At 74.4% G+C, this 15932-nt stretch carries 13 protein-coding genes; 7 read left to right on the forward strand and 6 right to left on the reverse strand.

Annotated features, from left to right (window positions below; genetic code table 11):
• Positions 1 to 149: 149 nt before the first annotated feature.
• From D5H75_RS00815 to D5H75_RS00835, 5 genes are all read left to right on the forward strand, one after another.
• Entirely contained in the window at positions 150 to 1472 is a 1323-nt protein-coding gene (locus D5H75_RS00815; RefSeq protein ID WP_119924366.1) for an ROK family transcriptional regulator, read from the forward strand.
• Between the two features lie 105 nt (positions 1473 to 1577).
• On the forward strand, positions 1578 to 2900 hold the full coding sequence (locus tag D5H75_RS00820; RefSeq protein WP_202637700.1) for an ABC transporter substrate-binding protein: 1323 nt from the start codon (positions 1578 to 1580) through the stop codon (positions 2898 to 2900).
• Positions 2897 to 3835, forward strand: coding sequence for a carbohydrate ABC transporter permease (locus D5H75_RS00825; RefSeq protein WP_119924367.1), 939 nt, complete (start codon positions 2897 to 2899; stop codon positions 3833 to 3835). Before D5H75_RS00820 ends, D5H75_RS00825 begins: the two co-directional genes overlap by 4 nt.
• A complete protein-coding gene (locus tag D5H75_RS00830) occupies positions 3832 to 4716 on the forward strand; it encodes a carbohydrate ABC transporter permease (RefSeq protein ID WP_119924368.1) in 885 nt (294 codons plus the stop codon). Before D5H75_RS00825 ends, D5H75_RS00830 begins: the two co-directional genes overlap by 4 nt.
• Positions 4713 to 5693: an N-acetylglucosamine kinase gene (locus tag D5H75_RS00835; protein WP_119924369.1), complete on the forward strand. Its 981-nt coding sequence runs from the start codon at positions 4713 to 4715 to the stop codon at positions 5691 to 5693. The genes D5H75_RS00830 and D5H75_RS00835 overlap by 4 nt, the downstream gene beginning before the upstream one ends.
• Positions 5694 to 5746: 53 nt before the next feature.
• Here D5H75_RS00835 and D5H75_RS00840 read toward each other — a convergent pair whose 3' ends face one another.
• The 6 genes from D5H75_RS00840 to D5H75_RS00865 form a co-directional block, all read right to left on the reverse strand.
• Positions 5747 to 6202, reverse strand: coding sequence for an Lrp/AsnC family transcriptional regulator (locus D5H75_RS00840; RefSeq protein ID WP_119925147.1), 456 nt, complete (start codon positions 6200 to 6202; stop codon positions 5747 to 5749).
• Positions 6203 to 6249: 47 nt separating this feature from the next.
• Positions 6250 to 7038, reverse strand: coding sequence for a class I SAM-dependent methyltransferase (locus D5H75_RS00845; protein ID WP_119924370.1), 789 nt, complete (start codon positions 7036 to 7038; stop codon positions 6250 to 6252).
• 115 nt (positions 7039 to 7153) lie between these two features.
• Positions 7154 to 8053 carry a carbohydrate ABC transporter permease gene (locus tag D5H75_RS00850; protein ID WP_119924371.1) on the reverse strand — a complete coding sequence of 300 codons (900 nt, stop codon included), beginning with the start codon at positions 8051 to 8053 and terminating at the stop codon, positions 7154 to 7156.
• On the reverse strand, positions 8050 to 9465 hold the full coding sequence (locus tag D5H75_RS00855; RefSeq protein WP_119925148.1) for an ABC transporter permease subunit: 1416 nt from the start codon (positions 9463 to 9465) through the stop codon (positions 8050 to 8052). The genes D5H75_RS00850 and D5H75_RS00855 overlap by 4 nt, the downstream gene beginning before the upstream one ends.
• Positions 9466 to 9728: 263 nt before the next feature.
• The gene (locus D5H75_RS00860; protein ID WP_242453923.1) at positions 9729 to 11060 is read right to left on the reverse strand and encodes an ABC transporter substrate-binding protein; all 1332 of its coding nucleotides are present in this window, start codon (positions 11058 to 11060) and stop codon (positions 9729 to 9731) included.
• A gap of 268 nt (positions 11061 to 11328) precedes the next feature.
• Positions 11329 to 12444, reverse strand: coding sequence for a M24 family metallopeptidase (locus tag D5H75_RS00865; protein ID WP_242453924.1), 1116 nt, complete (start codon positions 12442 to 12444; stop codon positions 11329 to 11331).
• Between the two features lie 169 nt (positions 12445 to 12613).
• On the opposite strand from D5H75_RS00865, the gene D5H75_RS00870 reads away from it, so the two are divergent.
• Together D5H75_RS00870 and D5H75_RS00875 are read left to right on the forward strand one after the other, a co-directional pair.
• Positions 12614 to 14908 carry a PP2C family protein-serine/threonine phosphatase gene (locus tag D5H75_RS00870; RefSeq protein WP_119924373.1) on the forward strand — a complete coding sequence of 765 codons (2295 nt, stop codon included), beginning with the start codon at positions 12614 to 12616 and terminating at the stop codon, positions 14906 to 14908.
• Between the two features lie 92 nt (positions 14909 to 15000).
• Positions 15001 to 15915: a 5'-3' exonuclease gene (locus D5H75_RS00875; protein WP_119924374.1), complete on the forward strand. Its 915-nt coding sequence runs from the start codon at positions 15001 to 15003 to the stop codon at positions 15913 to 15915.
• Positions 15916 to 15932 lie beyond the last annotated feature (17 nt).

Consider the following 15932-nt stretch of genomic DNA (forward strand, 5'->3'; position numbering starts at 1 on the left):
GAGGGCGCGGATTCCCTCCCGGAGGCCGCGGGTTCCCGCCCGGAGGCCGCGGGTTCCTCGCGAGAGTGCGCGCGGAGGGGTTGACGCTTTCGGTAGGAGTCCTTACTTTTCACCTTAAGTTAGTTAACCTTCCTTATTAGGGTGGGTTCATGGAGCAGGTGGTCCCGGGGACGCCGAGCCGGATGCGGGCGATCAACGACCGCGCCGCGCTGGAGACGCTGCTGGAGCGGGGCCCGCTGACGCGGCCGCAGATCGCGGCGCTGATGGGGATCTCCAAGCCGACCGCCTCCCAGTTGCTCGCCCGCCTGCAGGAGGCCGGGCTCGTGGTGCTCGACGGCTTCACGCGCGGCGACGGCCCGGGCCGCACGGCCGAGCGCTACCGGGTCAACCCGGAGGCCGCCCACGTGGCCGGGCTCGACGTGGACCCCGGGCGCATCCTGGTGCGCGTGGCCGACCTGGCCGGGAACGTCGCGGGCGAGCACCGGCTGGCCACCCCGGGCCGCTCGGGCGGCGACGTGGTGGCGCGCGTGCGCGAGGCGATCGCCGGGGCCTGCGCCGCCGCCGGGCTCGGCCCCGGGCGCGTGCGCCGCGCCGTGATCGGCATCCAGGGCGCGCTCGACCCCCGGACCGGCCGGCTGGGGTACGCCGCCCACATCCCCGGCTGGCACGTCCCGCGCCTGGCCGCGACGCTGCGCGAGGGCCTGGGCGTGCCCGTGGACATCGAGAACGACGTGAACCTGGTCGCCCAGGCCGAGCAGGCGCACGGCGCCGCGCGCGGGGTGGACGACTTCGCGCTGCTCTGGGCCGCCGACGGCCTGGGCATGGCGGTCGTCGTGGGCGGCCGGCTGTACCGGGGCGCGACCGGCGGCGCCGGCGAGATCGGATACATGACCGTGCCCGGGGCGCCCACCCGCCGCGACGCCGGCCGCGGCGCCGGCCACGGCCTGCAGTCCCTGGCCGGGGGCCCCGCGATCCACAAGGTCATGCGGGCGCACGGCTTCCGGGGCCACCCCTCCCCCGCCGCCGCCGTCCGCGCCGCCGCCCGCCTGCTGCGCCCCGCCGCCCCGCAGGCCCCCGGCTCGCCCGGCTCCCCCGGTTCCCCCGTCCCGCCCGGCGACGGCCGTACGGCGGGCGCGAGCCGTACCGGGGAAGGCGGGCGCGCGGCCGAGCGGCGCGAGGCGGTGTGGCGCGAGCGCGCCTCGGCGGCGCTGGAGGAGGTGGCGCGGCGGATGGCGGCCGGTCTGGCGCCCACCGTGTCCGTGCTCGACCCCGCGCTCGTGGTGCTCGCGGGGGACGTGCTGCTGGCGGGCGGGGAACCGCTGCGCGCGCTCGTCGAACGCGAGGTGCACGCGCTCACCGTGCCCCGGCCGCCGCTGCGGCTGTCGCGGGTCGAGGGCAACGGCGTGCTCGCCGGGGCGCTCGACCTCGCCCTGGCCGCCGTCAGGAACGAGGTGTTCGGCTCCACCCTCTGACGACCACCCCGCCCCGCCGCGCCCGCCCCACCCCCGGGGCGCGGCCCCAGGAACCACCCGCTCAATCCACCACCCCCGAACCGCCCTCTCCCCGAGGAGGCACCCGTGGATCGACGTCACCGACTGGTTCTCGCGGCGGGATGCGCCGCCGCGCTGCTCGCCACCGCCTGCACGGCGGGCGACCGGGGCGGGCCGGGGTCCGGCCCGGCCAAGGACGCCAGGCAGACGATCAGCCTGTGGGTGGGGTTCACCGCCGAGAGCGAGGTGAAGGCCTTCAACGACGCGATCGCCGCCTTCACCGCCAAGAACCCCCACATCACCGTCAAGGTCACCCCCGGCGCCGACGACGACAAGATCATCCAGGCCATCCGCGGGGGCAACCCGCCCGACGTGGCCTCCTCCTTCACCACCGACAACGTCGCCCAGTTCTGCAAGGCGGGGATCTTCCAGGACCTGGGCCCCTACCTGGCGGCGAGCAAGGTGGACGTGAACGCCCTGCTGCCCAGGACCGTCCGCGACTACACCCGGTTCGAGGGCAGGCGGTGCGTGATGCCGCTGCTCGCCGACGCGTACGGCCTCTACTACAACAAGAGGCTCATGAACGGCGAGAGGCCGCCGCGCACCCTGAGCGAGCTGTCCGCGCTCACCAGGAAGCTGACCAAGCGGGCGCCCAACGGCGACATCGAGGTCGCCGGGTTCCTCCCGAGCAGCCAGTACTACGAGAACACCGCCGGCCACCTCGCCCCCATGACCGGCGCGAAGTGGTACAACCCGGACGGCACCTCGGCGATCGGCTCCGACCCCGCCTGGAAACGCCTGCTCACCTGGCAGAAGGAGCTGGTGGACTGGTACGGCCACGCGCGGCTGGAGAAGTTCCGCAAGGGCCTCGGCCAGGAGTTCGCCGCCGACAACCCGTTCCACAAGGGCAAGGTCGCGATGGCCCTGGACGGCGAGTGGCGCAACGCGATGATCGCCAGCGACGCCCCCGGCCTGGAGTACGGCACCGCCCCGCTGCCCGTCGCCGACGACCGGCCCGACCTGTACGGCGGGGGCTTCATCTCCGGCACGATCGTGGGCATCCCGCGCGGCTCCCGGCACCCGCAGGCGGCGTGGGAGCTGGTGCGGCACCTGACCACCGACACCGACGCGCTGGTCACGCTGTCCAACGCCCTGCGCAACGTGCCCTCGACGATCCCCGCGCTGACCTCGCCCAAGCTGAAGAAGGACGCCAACTTCCAGACCTTCATCGACATCTTCAACCACCCCGCGAGCAGCACCGTCCCGGCCCACGTGAACGGCGCCTTCAACCAGGAGGTCATCCAGGAGTTCATGGCCGCCTGGGAGGCCGGCCGGGTGAAGGACCTGGCCGAGGGCCTGCGCGGCGTGGACCGCAAGATCGACGACAAGCTCCGCCTGGCGGGCGGATGACCCGCCTCGTCCCCGCGGCGCTCCGGCGCCGCGGGACCTGGACCGTCCTGGCGTTCCTGTCGCCCTGGCTGGCCGGGTTCCTCCTGCTCGGCGCCTACCCGCTGGCCGCGACCGTCTACTTCTCCTTCCACCGGTACGACCTGTTCTCACTGGAATGGGTGGGCCTGCTGAACTACGAGTACCTGCTGCGCGACGAGCACGCCTGGACGGCCGTGCGGAACACGCTGTGGCTGGTCGCGGTCATGGTCCCGGCGCGGCTGCTGTTCGCGCTGGGCGTGGCGCAGCTCGTCGTGCACCTGAAGGCGGGCACGGCCTTCTTCCGCACGGTGTTCTTCCTGCCCTCGCTGGTGCCGCTGGTCGCCGGCACGCTCGGCTTCGTCTTCCTCCTCAACCCGGCGACCGGGCCGGTGCACGCGCTGCTCGGCGCGGCCGGGATCTCCTCGCCCGACTGGTTCGGCGACCCCTCCTGGGCCAAGCCGGGGCTGACCCTGCTCGGCATGTGGGGCGTGGGCGAGCTCATGGTGATCTTCATGGCGGCGCTGCTCGACGTGCCCCGGCACCTGTACGAGGCCGCCGCGATCGACGGCGCGGGGCCCTGGCAGCGGTTCCGGCGGATCACGCTGCCGACGATCGCGCCGGTGCTGCTGTTCACCGCCGTCACCGAGGTGATCACGACCCTGCAGTACTTCACCCAGGCCATGGTCGCCGCCAAGGTCGCCTCCGGCACGACGGATCTGCCGGGGGTGCAGTTCACGCCCGGCTACCCGGAGACGTCCACGCTGACGTTCCCGCAGTGGCTGTTCCACCAGGGCTTCCGCGACTTCGCGATGGGCTACGCGTGCGTGCTGGCGCTGCTGTTGTTCGCCGTCGCGATGGCGGCCACGCTGGTGCTGCTGCGCCGGTTCCGCGCGTTCACCGAAGGAGACCTCGCATGACCGCGGTCCTCGGACGCCGCGCCGCCCCCGGCCGCCGGGCCGTGCCGCGGCGCCGCCGTACCCGCGCCCGGCTGGTCTGGATCGCCCAGCACTCGCTGGCGATCGCGCTGGCGCTGATGTTCCTCGGGCCGCTGGTGTTCATCGCGCTCACCGCGCTGATGTCCAACCGGCAGGCGCTCACCGCCGACCTGTGGCCGGACACCTGGGAGTGGGGGAACTTCGCCGCCGTCTTCACCCGGGCGCCGATGCCGCGCTGGTTCGGGAACACGCTGCTGTACGCGGGGCTGGCCACCGCGTTCATGCTGGTGTCCTCGGTCCCCGTGGCGTACGCGCTGGCGCGGCTGCGCTTTCGCGGTGGCCGGGTGGCGCTGGTGCTGGTCATCGCCATGATGATGCTCCCGCCGCAGGTCACCGCCGTGCCGCTGTACATCGTGTGGGCGCGGTTCGGGCTCGCCGACACCCTGTGGCCGCTGATCCTGCCGACGCTGTTCGGGAACGCGTTCTCGATCTTCCTGCTGCGGCAGTTCCTCGTGACGATCCCGGCGGACTACTCCGACGCCGCGCGGGTGGACGGGTGCGGGGAACTGCGCATCCTGCTGCGGGTGATCCTGCCGATGGCCCGGCCGGCGGTGGCGGCGGTCGCGCTGTTCCACTTCTTCTACTGCTGGAACGACTACTACGGGCCGCTGCTGTACGGCTCGACGAACCTGGACAACTGGACGCTGTCGGTCGGGCTGGCGTCCTTCCGCGCGCTGCACCGGGTGGAATGGAACCTGACGATGGCCGCCACCCTCCTGGTGCTCGCGCCGGTGATCGTCGTGTTCTTCTTCGCGCAGCGGGTGTTCATCGAGGGCGTGACGCTGACCGGGGTCAAGGGATGACGCCGGGCGCGGGGACGGGCGCCCGGGTCCTGGCGATCGACGGGGGCGGGAGCAAGACGGACGTCGCGCTCGTCGCCCGCGACGGGTCGGTGCTCGCCCGCGGTCGGGGCCCGGCGTTCCTGCCGTGGGTCGTGGGCGTGCCCCGCGCGGTGGACGCCGCCGCCGAGGCCGTACGGCTGGCGCTGGGCCCCGCGGCGGCCCCGCCGTACGCCGAGCACGTGGCGGCGTACGTGACGGGGGCGGACCTGCCGGTGGAGGAGGAGGCGCTGCGGGCGGAGTTCGCCGCGCGCGGGTTCGGCCCGAGCCTGACCGTGGGCAACGACACGTTCGCGCTGCTGCGGGCCGGGGCGCGCGCCGGGTGGGGGGTGGCGGTGGTGTGCGGGGCCGGGATCAACTGCGTGGGGGTGGGCCCGGCGGGCCGGGTCGCGCGGTTCCCCGCGCTGGGCCGGATCAGCGGCGACTGGGGCGGCGGCCAGGAGCTGGGCGAGGAGGCGCTGTGGCACGCCGTCCGCGCCGAGGACGGCCGGGGAGCCCCCACCGCCCTGCTGGACGCGGTGCGCGGCCACTTCGGCGCCGCCCGCGCCGAGGACGTCTCCCGCGCGATCCACCTGGGCGAGCTGCCCCGCGAGCGGCTGCACGAGCTGGCCCCCCGGGTGCTGGCCCTGGCCCGTCACGACCCGGCGGCCCGCGCCCTGGCCGGCCGCCTGGCCGAGGAGATCGCCCTGCTGGGGTCGGCGGCCCTGCGCCGCCTCGGCCTCCTGGACGCCCCGGCCGAGGTGGTCCTCGGCGGCGGCGTCCTCACCGCCCGCGATCCCCTGCTGATGGCCGCGATCGAGTCCCGCTACGCCGCCCGCGCCCCCCGCGCGTCCCTCGTGATCGCCGACGCCCCGCCCGTCGTCGGCGCGGCCCTCCTCGGCCTCGACCACCTCGCCGCCCCGCCCGAGGCCGCCGCCCGGCTCCGCGCCGCCTTCACCTGACGCCGGGCCGGGCCGCGTGGGCGGGGGCGCCGCTCAGCGGGGGCGGGCCGGGGTCAGGGGGTGTCCTCGCGGATGACCGGGGGGCGGTGCTCGTAGGGGGTGCTGAGGACGATCGTGGTGCGGGTCGAGACGTTGGCCGCGGCGCGGATCTGCTGGAGGAGCTCCTCCAGGGCCAGCGGCGAGGCGACGCGGACCTTGAGGATGTAGCTCTCGTCCCCGGCCACGCTGTGGCAGGCCTCGATCGCCGACAGGCCCGCGAGCCGTTCCGGCGCGTCGTCGGGGGCGGCCGGGTCGATCGGCTTGATCGAGACGAAGGCGGTCAGGGGCAGGCCGATCAGGTCGTGGTCGATCAGCGCGGCGTAGCCCCGGACGACCCCCCGCTTCTCCAGCCGCCGCACCCGCTGGTGCACGGCCGACACCGAAAGCCCGGTCTCCCTGGCCAGGTCGGTGAAGCTCATCCGCCCGTCCGCGGCCAGCAACGTCACGATGCGCCGATCGATCTCCTCCACGTCCCACACGGTAGCGGGCCCGGCGCGTGCCCCGGCCCGCCGTACCGTCACCTTTTGGTCGCGACCGCCAGCAGATGGCCGCTCACGCCCAGCAGGGACGGCTCGCGCTCGGTCCGCCGCAGCGCCGTCAGGAGCAGTTCCCGCCGCCCCGGGTCGTCCAGCCACGCCTCGGTGCCCGGCATGAGCCAGGCCGCCCCCTCCAGCCCGTACAGCCCGGGCTCGCCCAGCCCGGCGGCGGCGAACTCCCCCGCCGCCTCCTCGGGCCGGTGGAAGTAGGCCAGCGTGAAACCCGCCTCCCCCGGCCGCAGCACCCCGTCCCGCACCGAGGCGTCGATGCCCTCGCGCATGGCCGGCTCGGCGTAGCGCCCTTTGCGGATCATGTCGTGCAGCCCGGCGAACCGGCTGATCAGCGCGGCCGCGACCACCCCGCCGGGCCGTACGGCTCGCGCGGCCTCCGCCAGCGCCGTCACCCGGTCGGCCCGGCGGACCAGGTGGTAGAGCGGCCCCAGGAGGAGCACCGCGTCGTGGGAGGCCGCGGCCACCGGCAGGGCCCGCGCGTCGCCGATCAGCGCGGTCACCCCGGGCAGCCGGGCGGCCTGCCGCGCGTGCAGCGGCACCGGGTCGATCAGGTGCACCCGGTGGCCGTCGCGGGCCAGCCATTCGGCGTGCACGCCGCTGCCGCCGCCCACGTCCAGCACCGCGGCGGGCGGCGCGGGCAGCACCCGGCGCAGCACGTCGCGCGTCCGCCAGAACTCCAGGCGGCCGGCCCCCGCGCGCAGCCGCGCGTCCTCGGTGCCCCGCTCGTAGAAGGCGAGGATCTCCGGCGCGAGTCCCATACCCCACTGTCACAGGCCCCCGCCGCCGGCCGCGACCCGTTTTCCCGCGCCGGCCCCGGACGCGGGGAGAGGCGGGACGGTGGCCGCCGTCCCGCCTCTCCTGGCGCCCTAAGTGCTACTTGACCGAGCCGGCCAGGACGCCCTGGACGAAGTAGCGCTGGAAGGCGAAGAACACGATCAGCGGGACGATCAGCGACAGGAACGCCCCGGGGGCGAGGATGTCGATGTTCGTGCCGAACTGCCGCATCTCCGACTGCAGCGCCTTGGTCATCGGCTGCGCGTCGGTGTCGGCGAAGACCAGCGCCACCAGCAGGTCGTTCCAGACCCACAGGAACTGGAAGATCGCCAGCGACGCGATCGCCGGGCCGCCCAGCGGGAAGATCACCCGCAGGAAGATGGTGACCTCGCCGCCGCCGTCCATGCGCGCGGCCTCCAGCAGCTCCCGGGGGATGCCGATGAAGTAGTTGCGCAGCAGGAAGATGGCGAACGGCAGGCCGAAGGCCACGTGGAACGCCACCACGCTGGGGATCGACCCGAAGATCCCCAGCACGCCGTACAACTGGGCGACGGGGATCAGCGCCACCTGGATGGGGACCACCAGGAGGCTGACCACGATCAGGAACATCCAGTCGCGGCCGGGGAACTCGATCCAGGCGAACGCGTAGGCCGCGCAGGCCGAGATCACCACCACCAGGACCGTGGTGGGCACCGCGATCAGGACGGTGTTCCAGAAGGAGGAGGTGAACGCCTCGTTGCCCAGGATCCGCGCGTAGTTGTTCAGCGTCAGCTCGGCCGGCTTGGTGAACACCGTCCACCAGCCGCTGGCGTTGTTCGCCGTCTCCTCGCGCAGCGACACCACCAGCAGGCCCAGCGTGGGCACCAGCCAGAACAGCGCCACCACGATCATCACGAGCTGGACCAGCCCCGACCCGAGCCGGTCCACGATCCGCCCGGCGGCGCTCCTGCGCGGCGCTCCCGCCGCGGTGCTCCGTTCCCCTGCCGCTACGGCCGTCATCGCTGCTCCCGGCGGAACCGTCGGATGTTGAAGATCATCGCTGGCAGGACCAGCAGGAAGAGGAACACCGCCAGCGCGCTGCCCAGGCCCTGGTCGTTGCCGCCGCCGAAGGAGACCCGCCACATCTCCAGCGCGAGCACGTTGGCCTGCGGCTGCACCGAGCCCGGCGCGATGATGAACACCAGGTCGAACACCTTCAGCACGTTGATGACCATGGTGACCACCACCACGACCAGCACCGGCATCAGCAGCGGCACCGTGATCTTGCGGAAGACCTGGAACTCGGTGGCGCCGTCGGCCCGCGCCGCCTCCAGCACGTCACGCGGCAGCGTGGCCAGCCCGGCCCCGATCAGCACCATCGCGAACCCGGCCCACACCCACACGTACGCCAGGATGATCGCCGGGGTGATCAGGCTCGGCCCGAGCCAGCTCACCCCTCCGTAGGGCGCGGTGAAGTTCTCGGCGGCCAGCCGCACGGTGTAGCTGCCGGGGGGCAGGTCGCGGAAGGTGAAGGTGCCGTCGTCGGCGGTCTCGGTCGTCGCCACGACGCCGCCGCCGCGCACGGCCTCGACGGCCACGCCCGGCAGGCCCTTCTCGGTCGGGTCCATCTGGTTGACCGTGCCGCCGCCGCCCCGGGTGAAGTCCGACCAGACCGTGCCGGACAGGCCGGGCCCGCCGGGCGGCGCCTTCGGCGCGGCGGCGCTGGGCGGGATCTGGTCGGGCCGCAGCCCCACCAGCGGCACCAGCACCGGCTGCCCCGCGGTCACGGGCTGCTTGGTCACCACCGCCCCGCCCTGCTGCGCCACCGGAGTCTGCGGGGTGGTGCGCGGGCGGGCGCCGGGGTACTGCGAGCCGCCGGCGAAGGTGTCGCGGATCGTGGTCAGCACGGCGTTGGCCACGCCCTTGTCCGGGCTCTGCTCGTAGACCAGGCGGAAGATCACGCCCGAGGCCAGGAAGGAGATGGCCATCGGCATGAACAGCAGCAGCTTGAAGGCGTAGGCCCAGCGGATGCGCTCGGTCAGCACCGCGAAGATCAGGCCGAGCAGCACCACGATCGCGGGCGCGAGCACGACCCAGATCGCGTTGTTGCGCACGGCGGTGAACGTCGCGGAGTTGGTGAACATCTCCACGTAGTTGCCGAGCCCGGTGAACCGGCCGGCCGCGTCGAACAGGCTGCGCCCCGCGGTGAAGATCGTGGGGTACAGCACGAGCGCGCCCAGCAGGAGCAGCGCGGGCAGCAGGAACATCCACGCCACCCACGGGGGCGGCCCGAACGGCCCGCGCCCGGACCCGGCCCGCCCGCCCTGCCCAGGCGGCCCGCCGGCGGCCGCCGTCTCCGGCGCGCCGGCGCCGCCCCCGGCGTCCCCGGTGTCGTCCGTACGGCCGGCGGCCGGGCCCGCGGGCGCGGACACCGCCGCGCTCGGGCCGGCCGTCGCGGCCTGCTCGTCTCCCGCCGGCTCGCGGGGGGTCAGCGGGTCCCGCCGTTCCCCCGCCTCCGCGTCGCGCGCGTCCCCGGGGTCCCCCGCCGGCCGCCCGGGCTCGGCCGGGCGGTCGCCGGGGCCGCCCGCGTCAGCCGTACCGGAGCCGGACGGGGACGCGGGCGCGGGTGGCGCGGGTTCGGGAGGCACGGCCCCGGATTCCGGAGACCGCTCGTCCTTCCCGGATCCGGTCACGGTCAGCTACCTCCGAAGGCCTTCGCGGCCTCGCTCTCGAGCTTGGACTGGATGCCCTTGACGTCGCCCGGGTTGCGCAGCAGGTCCTGCAGCAGCTTCCACTCGCCCTTGCCGTCGGTGGCGCCGAAGGCGCTGGGGGCCAGGTCGGACATGTCGTAGCGGGCGGTGTCGGCCGAGGCCTGGATGGTGCGGCCCAGCTCCTTGGTCAGCGCGTCGGGGTAGGAGTCGGGCGAGACGTTCTTGTTCGCCGACAGGTAGCCGCCGAGCTTGGCCCACGCGGTCGCCGCCTCAGCCGAGGACAGGAACCGCATCAGCTCCATCGCGCCCTTCTCCTCGGTCATCGCCACCGCGATGTCGCTGCCGAGCACGACCGGGGCGGTGTCACCGGCCTTGGGGAACGGGAAGAACTGGGCGCCCTCGCCCACCTTCTCCTTGGTCGTGGAGACGGTCGCGGCGACGAAGTCGGCCTCGATGACCATCGCGGCCTTCTTCTCGCCGAAGACGCGGGTCACGCAGGTGGGGAAGTCGGTCTGGAGCGCGCCGGAGGAGCCGCCCAGGACGTGGTCGGGCTTGATCTTGGCGATGGTCTGGAGCGCCTTGGTCACCGTGGCGTCGGTCCACTTGAGCTCGTGCTTGGCGAGCTTGTCGTAGTTCTCGGGGCCGGCCTGGGAGAGGTAGACGTTCTCGAACAGGTCGGTGAGGGTCCAGCCGGAGGCGCCGCACAGCGAGAACGGCGTCGCGCCCGACTCGGCCAGCTTGTCCGCGGTCTCGCCGACGAGCTGGTCGAAGGTCTGCGGCGGCTGCACGCCCGCGTTGTCGTAGGCCTCCTTGAGGTACCAGACGATGGACTTGTGGGCCGCCTTGACCATCATCCCGTAGACCTTGCCGTCGGCGGAGGCCAGGTCCTTCCAGTACTGGCTGTAGTTCTTGTCGATCTCGGCGACGACCTCGGCGCTGAGCGGCTTGAGCGCGCCCTGCTTGGCGTACTCCTGCACGAGGCCGGGCTGCGGCAGGATCGCGATGTCGGGGGGCGTCTTGGCCGCGATGCGCGGTCCCAGGAAGGCGCCGGTGTCCTCACCGGTGGGGACGTACTTCACGGTAGCGCCGGTCTGGTCCTGGAACATGTTCAGGACCTTCTGGAAGTTCTCCTGCTCGGTGCCGGTCCACTTGGCGGCCACCTCAAGCGTCACCCCGGCCAGCGGCTTGTTCCCGCCGCCGCCCGGCGACGAGCCGCCGCCACCGCTCTTCTCTCCGCCGCCGCCACCACACCCGGCCAGCGCCAGCGCGCCGGCGGCCACCACTGCGGCCAGAGCGGTCAATCTTCTATTCGTCACGGCATCTCCCACCATCTCCGAGAAAACGCCGCCAGTCGCCACGCCGGTGCGTGTACAACACCCCCCGAACACCGCCGCCCCGCACTGGCGGCCGATCCGTGATGACACATCTACCCCACCGAAGATCCGGTGACGAGAGTTCCGCGGATTGTTATAGACCCTTTACAGCGATGATCTTGGTGTAACGCGATCGAGACCCCCGCCGGGTTTCGGCGGGGGTCTCGGCACGGGTCTCGGCGCGGTCGCGCGGCGCGATCGCCGCGGTGGCTCAGGCCTCGACGACCACCAGTTCGCGGCTCTCGTTGTTCAGCCGCTCGCCGCCGTCCTCCGTGCAGACGACGATGTCCTCGATGCGCGCGCCGTGGCGGCCCGAGACGTAGATGCCGGGCTCGACCGAGAAGGCGTGCCCGGGCTCCAGCGGCTCGCGGTTGCCCGCCACGATGTAGGGCTCCTCGTGCGTCTCCAGGCCGATGCCGTGCCCGGTGCGGTGGATGAACAGCTCCCCGTAGCCCGCGCCGGCGATGATGTCGCGGGCCGCCCGGTCCACGTCCTCGCTCGCCACGCCCGGCCGTACGGCGGCGCAGGCGGCGTCCTGGGCGCGGCGCAGCACCTCGTAGTACTCCAGGAAGTCGGCCGGGGCCTCGCCGACGGCGTAGGTGCGGGTGCAGTCGGAGCAGTAGCCGCTCGGCATGACGCCGCCGATGTCCACCACGACCACGTCGCCCGGCTCGATGACCCGGTCCGACAGCTCGTGGTGCGGGCTGGCGGCGTTCGGGCCCGAGCCCACGATCACGAAGTCCACCGTGGAGTGGCCCGCGGCGATGATCGCGTCGGCGATGTCGCGGCCCACCTCGCGCTCGGTGCGGCCGGCCTTCAGGAAGAGCGGCACCTGACGGTGCACCGCGTCGATCGCCGCGCCGGCCTCGCGCAGCGCCGCCACCTCCGCCGGGCTCTTGCGCATGCGCAGCTCCCGCAGCACCGTCCCGGCCAGCACCTGCTCGGCGCCGGGCATCGCGGCCCGCAGCCGCAGCGACTGCATCGCCCACATGCGGTCGGCCAGGCCCACCTTCTCCACGCCAGGCAGCCGGCTCGCCACCAGGGCGTACGGGTCGTCGGTCTCGTCCCAGGGCACCAGTTCCAGGTCCAGCCCGCCGGCCGGGGAGTGCTGCGCGGCGGGCAGCTCCAGCCGCGGCACCAGCATGAACGGCGCGCCCTCGGCGGGGATCGCCAGGCACGTCAGCCGCTCCAGCGGCAGCGCGTCGTAGCCGCTGACGTAACGCAGGTCGGGGCCGGGGGTCAGCAGCAGCGCGCCGAGCCCCGAGCGGGCGGTGGCCTCCTGGACGTCCGCGAGCCGGGACGCCGGGTACAGGTCCTGCGAAGACACTTGGTGGGAAGACTCCGTTGTCACCCGGCCAATCTAACGTGAGGGCGCCCGGTCGCGGCCGCCGGGGCGATCCAGGGGAAACCCGGGAACGCCGCCCGGACGAGGACTACACTCCGCATAGCTGCGATCACATTTCGTCCCCGGATCCGGAGCGCTGGAAACGACTGACATGGCCGAAGCCGTTGGGGCCCCGTCCAGCAGGGTCGCGCGCGGCCGCGACCCCCGCACGGCCCCCGCACCGCCGCCGTCCGGCTCTCCCGAGCCGGACGTCTCCCCCGCCCCCGCCCCCGCCGACGCCTCCGGCGCCCTCTCTCCCGGCGCCGCCCACTCCCGCGGCGGGCGCCGCGCCGTACCCCGGCCGTCGCCCGCCGAGCCCGGCTCCCCTGTCTCCCCTGTCTCCCCTGTTTCCCCTGTCTCCCCCGGCTCCTCCGCCCCGGCCGCGCCGCCCGTCCCGCCCGGCGGGTCCGTTGAGTCCGGCGGGTCCGGCGGCTCGGGTGAACCCGGCGGGCCGGACGTCGCCGAGGACGCCGAGCGGGCCCTGCTGGCCAAGGCACACGCGGCCGTCCAGGCGGGCGACCCGCACGAGCGGCACGCCCTGCCGCTGGAGCCGGCCGCGCCCGGGGAGCCCCGGGTCCCGGCCATCCCGCTGATCACCCTGGCCGGGATGGTACGCCGCCTGCGCGAACAGCTCGACCGGCAGCGCGCCGGGGAGAGCCGCCGCGCGCTCGTGGACCAGGCCACCGGCGTCCTCGCCGAACGCCTGGGCTGCGACGTCGAGGAGGCCGCCGACCGGCTCGCCCGGCTGGCCGCCGAGGCCTCGGCCCCCGTCGCCGAGTACGCCGCGGGCCTGGTGCCCCGGTCCCGGCGCGCCACCCGCCGCCCGGCCCCGGCCGTCGCGCCCGCGCCCGGCGGCCCCCCGCCCGCCGCGCCCGAGCCGCTGGCGTCGGTGCTGGAGGCGCTGCCGTTCCCCGCGCTCTACCTGACCCCGATCCGCGAGGACGGGGAGCACGGGGAGATCCTCGACTTCCACGTCGCCCACACCAACCGGACCGCCCGCGAGGAGATCCCGGCCTGCGCGGTGGGCGACTTCGCCGACACCCGCCTGTGCGAGATCTTCCCCAGCGTCACCGGCACCGGCCTGCTCCAGCTCTTCCGCGGCGCGATGCTCACCGGCGAGCCGGTGCACACCGACCGGTTCTCGATGGCCGGCGCGACCGAGCGGCGGGCCTTCAGCGTCCGGGCCGCGCGGCTGGGCGACGGGCTGGTGGCGAGCTGGCGGCTGCACGACGACGAGGAGACCCTGGCGGTGCAGGTCGCGCTGGCGCAGCGGCTGGGGAACCTCGGCTGGGGCGAGTGGAACCTGGTCACCGGCGAGATCCACTGGTCCGACCAGATCTATGTGATCCTCGACCGGGACCCGGAGGACGGGCCGGCGAGCTGGCACGAGCTGGCCGCCCTCGTGCCCTCCGAGGACGTCCCCGTGCTCGCGGAGCTGTTCCGCCGCGTCACCGCGGGCGAGACCGCCAACGCCGGGTTCCGGCTGCGCCGCCGCGGGAAGCTGCGCGACCTGCGCCTGGTCGTCGAACCGGGCTTCGGCGGCACCGGCAACGTGGTCAGCGTCCGCGGCGTGCTCCAGGACATCACCGGCCGCCGCCGCGCCGAGCGCGCGGCGTCCGAGTCGCGCCAGCAGCTCCGGGCGCAGCGCGAGCGGACCGCGCGCGACCAGATGGTCGCCCTGGAGCTGCAGCGGGCCATCCTGCCGCTGCCCGCCCGCCCCATCGAGCTGCCGGGCCTGCGCGTCGCCGTGCGCTATCTGCCCGCCGAGAGCGCCACCAGCGTGGGCGGCGACTGGTACGACGCGGCCGTCCTGCCCGACGGGCGCGTCATGCTGGCCATCGGCGACGTGTCCGGGCACGGGCTGTGGGCGGCCGCGCGCATGGCGCAGGTCCGCAACGCCGTCGTCGGCCTGGCCATGACGGGCGAGCGCGCCGACGGGCTGCTGACGCTGCTCAACCTGCTGGTCCTGCACCGGCCCGCGCAGTCCACGGGCACCGCGCTGATCGCCCACTTCTCCCCCGACGGGAGCCGGATGGTCTGGGGCCAGGCCGGGCACCTGGCGCCGATCCTGGTCCGCGACGGCGAGGCGACCCCGCTGGAGCCGCCGCAGGGCACGCTGCTGGGGGCGACCGTGGACGTCCCCTACGAGCTGGCCGAGACGCCGCTGCGGCCCGGCGACGTGCTGCTGATGTTCACCGACGGGCTGGCCGAGCGCCGCGGCGACGACATCGAGGCCGGCCTGGAGCGGATCCGGCGCGCGGCGCTGCGGCTGACCGGCGACGCCCTGGAGCCGGGGATCGAGCGGCTGCTCGACGACATCGGCGGCGCCAACCCCGAGGACGACACCTGCGTGCTGGCGATCCACGTCACCGGGCGGCCGGCCGCGCCCCCCGCGCGCCGGGGGTGAACGGGCCGAGGTGAGCGGGCCGAGGTGAGCGGGCCGGGGTGAGCGGGCCGGGGGTGTTCGTGACTGTCGGCGGCAGATGGTTGACTGTCGGCATGCCCGGGCTGATGCTCCTCGACACGCCGTCGCTCTACTTCCGCGCGTTCTACGGCGTGCCCGAATCCCTGACCGCCCCCGACGGCACGCCCGTCAACGCCGTCCGGGGCCTCATCGACATGATCGCCACGCTGGTGCGCGCCTATTCCCCCGACGAGATGATCGCCACGATGGACGCCGACTGGCGGCCGGCGTTCCGCGTCGAGGCGCTGCCGTCCTACAAGGCGCACCGGGTGGCCGAGGACGGCGGCGACCAGGTCCCCGACACGCTGTCCCCGCAGGTCCCGATCATCGAGCAGGTGCTCGACGCGGTCGGGATCGCGCGGGTGGGCGTCCCGGGCTACGAGGCCGACGACGTCATCGGCACCTGCGCGACCGCCGCCAAGGGACCGGTGGACATCGTCACCGGCGACCGCGACCTGTTCCAGCTCGTCGACGACTCCGTCCCGGTCCGCGTCCTGTACACCGTGCGGGGCCTGAAGAACCTCGAGGTCGTGGACGAGGCCCGCGTCACCGAGCGCTACGGCGTCCCCGGCCGCTCCTACGCCGACTTCGCCACCCTGCGCGGCGACCCGAGCGACGGGCTGCCGGGCGTGGCCGGCGTCGGCGACAAGAGCGCCGCCGCCCTGATCACCCGCTTCGGCTCCCTGGAGGCCATGCTCGCCGCCCTGGACGCCGGCCAGGCCGAGGGCTTCCCCGCCGGGGCACGCACCAAGCTCGCCAAGGCCCGCGACTACCTGGCGGTCGCCCCCACGGTCGTCCGCGTCGCCACCGACGTGCCCCTCCCGGACGTCCCCACGGCCCTGCCCCGCGCCCCCAAGGACCCCGAGGCCCTCGTGGCCCTGTCCGAGCGCTGGGGCCTGGACGCCCCCCTCAACCGGCTGCTGTCCGCCCTGTCCGCGCGCCCCGCCTGACCCCGCTCCGCCGTACG

Origin of the sequence: Bailinhaonella thermotolerans, assembly GCF_003594875.1 — a bacterium.
GTDB lineage: Bacteria > Actinomycetota > Actinomycetes > Streptosporangiales > Streptosporangiaceae > Bailinhaonella > Bailinhaonella thermotolerans.

Coding starts and splice junctions, on each gene's coding strand:
- D5H75_RS00815 (WP_119924366.1), top strand. CDS start 150: ATGGAGCAGGTGGTCCCGGGGACGCCGAGCCGGATGCGGGCGATCAAC.
- D5H75_RS00825 (WP_119924367.1), top strand. CDS start 2,897: ATGACCCGCCTCGTCCCCGCGGCGCTCCGGCGCCGCGGGACCTGGACC.
- D5H75_RS00830 (WP_119924368.1), top strand. CDS start 3,832: ATGACCGCGGTCCTCGGACGCCGCGCCGCCCCCGGCCGCCGGGCCGTG.
- D5H75_RS00835 (WP_119924369.1), top strand. CDS start 4,713: ATGACGCCGGGCGCGGGGACGGGCGCCCGGGTCCTGGCGATCGACGGG.
- D5H75_RS00845 (WP_119924370.1), bottom strand. CDS start 7,038: ATGGGACTCGCGCCGGAGATCCTCGCCTTCTACGAGCGGGGCACCGAG.
- D5H75_RS00850 (WP_119924371.1), bottom strand. CDS start 8,053: ATGACGGCCGTAGCGGCAGGGGAACGGAGCACCGCGGCGGGAGCGCCG.
- D5H75_RS00870 (WP_119924373.1), top strand. CDS start 12,614: ATGGCCGAAGCCGTTGGGGCCCCGTCCAGCAGGGTCGCGCGCGGCCGC.
- D5H75_RS00875 (WP_119924374.1), top strand. CDS start 15,001: ATGCCCGGGCTGATGCTCCTCGACACGCCGTCGCTCTACTTCCGCGCG.